The sequence below is a fragment of the Idiomarina sp. UBA4206 genome (assembly GCF_002383015.1).
Classification (GTDB): domain Bacteria; phylum Pseudomonadota; class Gammaproteobacteria; order Enterobacterales; family Alteromonadaceae; genus Idiomarina; species Idiomarina abyssalis.
Genome location: NZ_DFTS01000043.1, coordinates 741 through 8,759, shown reverse-complemented (window position 1 = coordinate 8,759; position 8,019 = coordinate 741). Strand labels below are relative to the sequence as shown.

The window sequence follows — 8,019 nt, the reverse complement described above, 5'->3', positions numbered from 1 at the left end:
GGTCTTCTTTATTGAGTCGGTGACGAGGAATGTACTGCACGGTCATCGACTCACCAAGAGGGGCTGCATAATCTTTAAAACTGTGCGCCCAAAAACCACTGTTTGGGTGAAAGTTTCTGGGTTGATAAGCAGTATCGGGCAGTTTAATAAAGGAATGATGAAGGTGAAGTGAAATGGCGTCGGCGTTAGCTGCTACCTGATTGACCCATTGTCCTTTACCGTCGCCGACAAAAGTCACTTTGGCTTCGAGTTCGGTATTCTCGACAAAGGCTTTACTGCGTTCAGGGTAAACAACTGAGCGACTCGCATCGGCTTTAAATTGCCCTTGTTCTGTTTGCTGTAAGCGCTTACTAACACCATGCACATCAGTCAGCAAATAGGGCGTGTAATCAATTAAAACATTTTCGTTATTACTGGCGACAATATCGAAGCCATGAAGTACTGAACCGGCAAAAGCCTGCTGGACACTATTGCGTTCTGCCGGGTTACGAGTTTGCGCCCGGAACTGAGTATTGTGCTGAAGCAGTAAAGCAGTATTGCCCTCAATATGAAAAGACGCCAGTCGGGTTTCACCGAGCTGGCCTCTGTCTAAACCAATATCATTAGAGCCCAGCCCCCAGGGAAGGCTGGTTTGAAGAATAAATTGTTTATCGCTTTTGGGGACTTCCAGATAAAACTTACCTTTGGCCTCATCGTGATAGAAAGTAAAAAATCCCTGTTGCTCGTCAAACGACGACGTGAATTTTTCAATGGTTGTTTTCTCAGTGTCAGCCAGAACGCTGGCTGACACGAGCAGCGTTAGCAGTAACAAGGTTTTGGAAAGAAAGCTTTGCATTGTTATTATCCTAGTTGTTCAGCAATTTCTTCTAATATTTGCGTCGTCCATTGTTCGATACGATCATCTGATAGCTCATATTGTGAGTCTTCATCTAGTGATAAACCGACGAACTGGGTGTTATCTGCGGTTAATGCTTTGGAAGCAGCAAATTCGTAGCCCTGATTAGGCCAAAAACCAATTCGTTTACAGCCGTGATCAGCAATAGCATCGTGTAGCATGCCCAGAGCATCCTGAAACCAGTCGGTATAACCTTCCTGATCACCCATACCGTATAGCGCAACAACTTTGCCGCGCAGGTCAACATCGTTAATGTCGTCCCAGTGGCTTTCCCAGTCTTCCTGAAGCTCGCCGAAGTCCCAGGTGGAAATACCAAAAATCAGGATATCAAATTGTTCAGCTTCTTTTAGCGGTGTGTCTTTAATATCAAACAGCTGAACAATGTCTTCGCCTATGGCTTGTTGAATTTTTTCCGCGGCAATTTCGGTATAGCAGGTGGTAGAACCATAAAACAAGCCAATTTCCAGGGACATAATAAACACCTCTGTCATGCGTTGAGTCTTTGATGCGGATGCATTGTAACAAAAAGACCGTTAGAATGAGCGCCTTTGTTTCCGGGGAAAGCTTCAAATGAGGGGCAGTATGAACTTTGATCAATTAGTGGAGCGACTTGAATCGGTCTTTGATGAGGCGGTTGTTTCGGGTACTGATGATGAACTTTTCGCTTGCGGTTATTTACGTGGTCACTTTGATTTAGTGGTTGCCCAGTTAGAGATGTCCGGCGAGACAGAGCCGGATAAGGTCATGCCTGCATTGCGTGAAGCAGTTTACAAAACCCGCCATGAGTTATCCCCGGCGGATCAGGCTCATATCAACAGTGTACTGGATAAACTAGCTCTGAAAGCGACGAGCGGAGATGCGGCGTAAAGCACTTTCGGTAAGCGGCATTAGCTCTTCGGTCAATTGACAGGCAAGCATCTCGCCCAGCACAGGGGCAGAGGTAAATCCTCGAGAGCCAAGCCCCGTCAATATGTATAAGTTATCGCTGAGAGCCCCTGCAACAGGCTGATGATCGGGGCTTGTTGCTCTGACTGAGACTCTTGCCGTTTTAACGTCTAATGATTCTGCCCAAGGCTGCTGAGCATTCTCCGTCAATTGTCTTATATTCTCTTCGTTATCTTCGGCTTTGGTCGCCAGGCTGTCATTATTGCGGCTAAAGGTTGCGCCAACGCAGTGGTGCTCTTTATCAGCAGGCACTAAATAGCCCTTAAAGCATAATACAGCCTTTAATGATGAAAGCTTGCTGGTGGTTTGAACTAGGCTGACTTGTCCTCGGACAGGCTGAATAGGTAATGCCTCAATGTCTTGTGGCAGCAGCGAATTAACGTGGTGCCCGGTGGCAATCACAACTCGCTCCGCTGACAGCGACTCTCCGTTATCGAGCAAAACGTTCCAGTCTTTATTATCTGTTTGTTTTAGTGATACGGCTTTGGCTTTGACTAACTCGACGCCCGCCGCTTTAAAAAGGCTTTTAACCACGGCCTCAGGCCTTAACCAGCCGGCCTTAGGGTAAAGTAGGGCGGGTACGCCCAAGGGCACTCCGGCTTTTTCTCCTGCTTCGGCCGGCTGCAGGTAGTTCACTGACTCTTTTGCGTAGAGATTATCGGCTATACGCTGGTAACGCGTTTTCCTTTGCTCATTAAAAGCAGGCTGCATGACGCCAGTTGGAAACCAGTTTTCGCTACAAAAAGTCTGATAAAAACTTGTCGCTGTAGAAAAAGCCTGCCAGTAAAACCGGCTGAGCGGCGTGTGTTCAGCATGTAAAAGCGGATAAACAGCACCTTGAGGGTTTCCGGAAGCGCCATCAGCTATGTCAGGACTAATCACTTTAACGTCAACTCCCCGACGAGTCAGAGCAAGAGCTGTGCAGGCAGCACTTATTCCGCCCCCGATAATAGTGACGTTACGCCTGTCGCTGCGTTTGAGTTTATTTGACTCGGAGTACTGACCACAAAGCATTTCTCTTTTACGGCCAAAGCCAGGAACTTTTGATACTAAAAAGCCGGCCTGCTGCAACGCTCGTCTGACACTGCCTGCGGCAGTAAAAGTAGCAAAGGTGGTTTTACTGTAAGATGCCTGGCTCATGGCTTCGTAGAGGCTGTGCTGCCACATTTCCGGGTTTTTAGCTGGTGCAAACCCATCCAGGAACCAAGCGTCAACTTTTTGTTGCGCCTGAGGGAGCCACTGGGGCAATAACTCATTAATATCGCCAATCCATAGATCCAGAATGACCCGGCCTTGTGATAGGATAAGGCGATGACAACCAGGATCGGGTGCCGGGTAGTGTTTGAGAAATTCACTACTCACCTCTGCTACAGGCTTCAGTAACTGGTAAGCTTGATTAAGCTGGCTACGCGACAAAGGATACTTTTCAAAGCTGACAAAATGCAGCCGGGTGTCACTGGGAGCGTGCTCCAGAAAACGTTGCCAGGTGAGCAAAAAGTTAAGTCCGGTACCGAAGCCCGTTTCCGCAATGGTAAAGCAGCCATGGGCAGAGAGTGTCTGCCAACGGTCGGGCAATCCGTTTTGAGCAAGGAATACGTATTGACTCTCGTCAACGCCGTTATCGACAGAAAAGTAAATATCATCGAAAGTGGTGGAAACTGGTACACCTTGCTCGTTAAACTGGACCGATGAATTAGAATTCAAGTGGCTATCCCATGATTTATCAGTTAATGGTCGCTATAATAACAACTTTACGAACAACAGTGGACAAAGCAGACCACATTCATACACGACGTTGGTTAATATATCGACGTAGAAATGTCAGACAGGACTAAAGAATGAGAAGAGCTGTTATCACCGGACTTGGTATTGTATCAAGCATCGGTAACAATCAAGAAGAAGTGCTGGAATCATTGCGTATCGGGAAATCCGGTATTACGCGCTCAGAATCTTTTGCAGAAATGGGCTTGCGCTGTCAGGTATGGGGTGAGGTCAAGTTAGACCCTAAAGACCATATTGATCGCAAAGCGTTGCGTTTCATGGGAGATTCAGCTGCTTATGCCTACATTGCAATGGCTCAGGCCATCGAAGATGCAGGCTTGACAGAAGAGCAGGTATCGCATCCTCGTACCGGACTGGTTGTCGGTTCTGGTGGCGCATCAGGTGAACATCAGGTAGCAGCGGCCGATCTTTTACGCGAACGCGGTGTGAAAAAAGTGGGGCCTTACATGGTTCCTCGTTGCATGGCGTCAACCACCTCTGCATGCCTGGCTACACCTTTTAAGATTAAAGGTGTTAACTATTCAATAAGTTCTGCTTGTGCAACCTCTGCTCATTGTATTGGTCATGCGCTGGAACTTATCCAGTTTGGAAAGCAAGATCGTGTTTTCGCCGGTGGCGGTGAAGAACTGCACTGGACGCTGGGCATGGAGTTTGATGCGATGGGGGCGTTAAGTACTAAGTACAACGACACGCCTGAAAAAGCCTCGCGCACATACGACCAGGGACGCGATGGCTTTGTGCCTGCTGGCGGTGGCGGTATTCTGGTTATTGAAGAGCTGGAAGCGGCAAAAGCGCGCGGTGCAAAAATTTATGGCGAGATCGTTGGTTACGGAGCTACCTCAGACGGCTTCGACATGGTTGCTCCATCGGGCGAAGGTGCGGTTCGCTGCATGAAGATGGCAATGGAAACTGTGGATACTCCGGTTGATTACCTGAACACTCACGGTACCAGTACTCCAGTCGGCGATGTCAAAGAGCTGGAAGCCATTCGCGAAGTATTCCCGGAGAAAACGCCTATGATCAGCGCTACTAAAGCAATGACGGGCCATGCTCTTGGGGCTGCAGGTGTTCACGAAGCAATTTACTCATTGCTGATGATGAAACATGGCTTTGTCACGCCTTCCATCAATATTGAAGAGCTGGATGAGAAAGCCGATGGTATGAACATTATTCAGAAACCAACTGAAGCTCCATTGCGCACAGTCATGTCCAATAGCTTTGGTTTTGGTGGTACGAACGCATCGCTAGTGATGCGCCAATACTCTGAATAAGCGATTTAGCCGGTTATTGCGGTGAAAATCGTCGCTGACCAGAATATTCCCGCACTGTCTGACATATTGTCGGGTGCGGGAACACTTTCTTACTTCTCCGAAAGAAATCCGTCACAAGAGATGCTCGCAGACGCAGATGCGCTATTAGTCCGTTCCGTCACAGCGGTTGATAAAGAGCTTCTGGAGCAGGCCCCTTACTTAAAGTTTGTTGCATCTGCCACTATCGGTACCGAGCACGTGAACCTTCCGCTGTTACAAGAGCGAGGGATTGCCTTTGCGCATGCTCCTGGCGCTAATGCACAGTCAGTTGGTGAATATGTTCTTTGTGTGGTTCTCGACTGGTTGAGTAATAAGTCCGTGTATTCAGTCGATGAAATAGACGTTGCTATCGTTGGCGCCGGTCATACAGGAAGAGCGGCGGGGAAAAGACTTCAGGCTTTGGGGTTTAATGTTCATTATTATGATCCGCCGCTTTGTAAAAAGGGTGTTAAGTTTGTACATGACCACTGGCAGAGAGTGCTAACCGCAGATATTATCTCCTGTCATGTTCCCTTAACCAATGATGGCGACTTTCCCACTCGGCATCTATTTGAGAGTACGGCACTGCAGTCGCTGCATTCAGAGCAGTTACTTGTGAATGCCAGTCGGGGTGCGGTAATAGACAATAAAGCCTTATTGGATCGTGTCGTTCAGGGAGAGCGTCCTTCAATTGCATTGGATGTTTGGGAAAATGAACCCGATGTATTGGCGGATTTAGTCCCTTATATTGATATAGCGACTCCCCATATTGCCGGGCATAGCCTGGAAGGAAAAGTGGGAGGAGCGGTTATGATAGCAAACGCTTTGTTAGCGCATTTTGAAATGCCGGCTAATAAAGAGTTAGCAGATGTGTTACCTAAGATTGACTGGCCGGAACTTGATGCGGCGATGTTAACGTCTCCAGAGAGCTTTAACTCCTGGGTAAAAGAGCATTTTAACATCCACGAAGATGATAAAAATTTCCGCCTTCATGGACTAACGCGAGATGGGTTTGACAGTTTGCGACGTAATTATCGCAAAGAAAGCCCGCGCAGAGAGTTCATTAATCAGGTGGTTACATGCCATAATAGCGAGCAATACATACAGTTTTTACAGTTGGGCTTTCGTGCCCGGCAAATTGCTTAAGTAAGGAGTCAGCATGTCACATGGGTTTCGCGTTGCGGTATTAGGTGCAACAGGTTTAGTGGGCCAGCAAATGATAGAAATTCTGGCTGAACGAAAATTCCCGGTGGCAGAGCTTTTTCCTTTAGCTAGCGCTCGTTCGGCTGGCGCTACCGTTGACTTTAACGGTGAAGAAATCGAAGTGTTAGACGCTACCGAGTTTGACTGGTCTAGCGCCGATATCGCATTTTTCTCTGCGGGAGGCTCTATTTCCCGTGAGTTTGCACCGAAAGCCGCTGAGGCAGGTTGTGTTGTTATCGATAATACTTCCGAGTTTCGCTACGAACCAGATATTCCTTTAGTGGTACCGGAAGTTAACGCCTGGGCGTTAGCCGACTTCAGGAATCGTAATATTATTGCAAATCCGAACTGCTCGACCATTCAGATGCTGGTGGCGCTGAAACCGCTGCATGATCTGGCGAAGATCAAACGTGTTGTTGTCGCGACCTATCAGTCGGTCTCTGGCGGCGGCAAGGAAAGCATGGACGAACTGTTCGAGCAGACCCGTGGTATCTATGTGAACGATCCGATCAAGAAGGAACGGTTCACCAAACAGATCGCTTTCAATGTGATTCCGCATATTGATGTGTTCATGGATGACGGGTCGACCAAGGAAGAATGGAAGATGGTCGCCGAGACCAAAAAGATCGTCGACCCGTCGATCAAAGTCACCGCGACCTGCGTGCGCGTGCCGGTCTTCGTGGGCCATGCGGAATCGATCAACATCGAATTCGAAGACCACCTCGACGAAGCCGAAGCCCGCGACATCCTGCGCGAAGCGCCGGGTCTCATGGTGATCGACAAGCGCGAAGACGGCGGCTACGTCACGCCCGTTGAATGTGTGGGTGACTTCGCCACCTTCATCAGCCGCATCCGTCAGGACAGCACCATCGACAACGGCATCAACCTGTGGTGCGTCAGCGACAACCTGCGCAAGGGTGCCGCCCTGAACGCCGTTCAGATCGCCGAACTGCTGGGCCGCGAAGTGCTGAAAAAGGGCTGAGGTTCAGTCGCAGTTCTGGAATAAGAAAGGGGGCCAAACGGCCCCCTTTTTCGTCTCTGTCTCATGCGCCTGCGATGGGCTTAAACCGGCTCGAAGGTCTGCGCCTTGGCGTCGTAATATTCCAAGCTTCCCTCGCCGATGTCGGTCCACAGGCCGTGCAAGCTCAGCGTGCCATCTTCGACCTTTTCCTTGATCCAAGGGAAGGTCATCAGGTTCTCAAGCGAGGTCATCACCGCCTGACGCTCCAGCAAAAGCTGCTGCTCTGCCGGGTCTTCGACCTTTTCTACGGTCTCGTATTTCGGGCGCAGCAGGTCCATCCAGCGGCCCACGAAACTGTCTTGGTTCTCAAGTTCGGGCGCGTTGCCTTTGCACATCTGGATACACCCCGCGACGCCGCCGCAGCTGGAATGGCCCAGCACAATCAGATGCGCGACCTTCAGCGCGTTCACGGCATATTCCACCGCCGCTGAGGTACCGTGCTGTTTGCCATCCGGCTCATAGGGCGGGACAAGGTTGGCGATATTGCGGTGGATGAAGAACTCACCCTGATCGGCCCCGAAGATCGAGGTCACATGCACGCGGCTGTCGCAGCAGGAGATCACCATCGCGCGCGGGCGCTGCCCCTCAGCGGCCAATCGGCGGTACCATGTCTGGTTTTCGGCATAGCCGGTCGCCTTCCACCCTTGATAGCGTTGCAACAGATACGACGGCAGAGCCTTGGCCTTGTCCATGTGTAAACGTCCCTTAATGCGTGATGTGGTTTTAGCGCAGATAGCGCAAATGCCATACGAATTCGAGAGAAAAGGCACAGCCATCGCAACCCTTTGCACACCTTCCCGCGCCATATTGCCTCAAGGCCGTGGGGGCTGATTGAAGGATGACACCAATGCAACTTATGCAAATACGCCCGACTGAGCAGGTCT

The 8,019-nt window shown here is 49.7% G+C and carries 8 protein-coding genes; 4 read left to right on the top strand and 4 right to left on the bottom strand.

The genetic code is table 11. The annotated features are described in order from the left end of the window. On the bottom strand, positions 1–835 hold an 835-nt coding region (locus tag B3180_RS09080), incomplete at its 3' end, for a DUF5117 domain-containing protein (protein WP_286844147.1). A 5-nt stretch (positions 836–840) separates the two neighbouring features. Continuing rightward, entirely contained in the window at positions 841–1,362 is a 522-nt protein-coding gene (fldB, locus tag B3180_RS09075) for a flavodoxin FldB (protein ID WP_054488477.1), read from the bottom strand. 115 nt (positions 1,363–1,477) lie between these two features. Between fldB and B3180_RS09070 the strand changes: the two genes are divergently transcribed. After that, positions 1,478–1,762 (top strand): YfcL family protein, encoded by a 285-nt coding sequence (locus B3180_RS09070; protein ID WP_167336994.1) that lies wholly within the window; start codon positions 1,478–1,480, stop codon positions 1,760–1,762. Here B3180_RS09070 and mnmC read toward each other — a convergent pair. After that, a complete protein-coding gene (gene mnmC / locus B3180_RS09065) occupies positions 1,727–3,544 on the bottom strand; it encodes a bifunctional tRNA (5-methylaminomethyl-2-thiouridine)(34)-methyltransferase MnmD/FAD-dependent 5-carboxymethylaminomethyl-2-thiouridine(34) oxidoreductase MnmC (protein ID WP_278358348.1) in 1,818 nt (605 codons plus the stop codon). The genes B3180_RS09070 and mnmC overlap by 36 nt on opposite strands. 134 nt (positions 3,545–3,678) lie before the next feature. Here mnmC and fabB point away from each other — a divergent pair, with 134 nt between their 5' ends. Genes fabB through B3180_RS09050 form a run of 3 tightly spaced genes read left to right on the top strand, consistent with a single transcriptional unit; the run spans position 3,679 to position 7,096 of the window. Continuing rightward, positions 3,679–4,893, top strand: a complete 1,215-nt coding sequence (gene fabB, locus B3180_RS09060; protein WP_054486960.1) for a beta-ketoacyl-ACP synthase I — start codon at positions 3,679–3,681, stop codon at positions 4,891–4,893. Positions 4,894–4,914: 21 nt separating this feature from the next. Continuing rightward, positions 4,915–6,057: a 4-phosphoerythronate dehydrogenase gene (locus B3180_RS09055; RefSeq protein ID WP_199494608.1), complete on the top strand. Its 1,143-nt coding sequence runs from the start codon at positions 4,915–4,917 to the stop codon at positions 6,055–6,057. Positions 6,058–6,070: 13 nt separating this feature from the next. Next, the gene (locus B3180_RS09050; RefSeq protein WP_286844142.1) at positions 6,071–7,096 is read left to right on the top strand and encodes an aspartate-semialdehyde dehydrogenase; all 1,026 of its coding nucleotides are present in this window, start codon (positions 6,071–6,073) and stop codon (positions 7,094–7,096) included. An 80-nt stretch (positions 7,097–7,176) separates the two neighbouring features. Here the strand turns inward: B3180_RS09050 and B3180_RS09045 are convergent, their stop codons facing one another. After that, on the bottom strand, positions 7,177–7,827 hold the full coding sequence (locus B3180_RS09045; RefSeq protein WP_067942032.1) for a carbonic anhydrase: 651 nt from the start codon (positions 7,825–7,827) through the stop codon (positions 7,177–7,179). Positions 7,828–8,019: the final 192 nt, after the last annotated feature.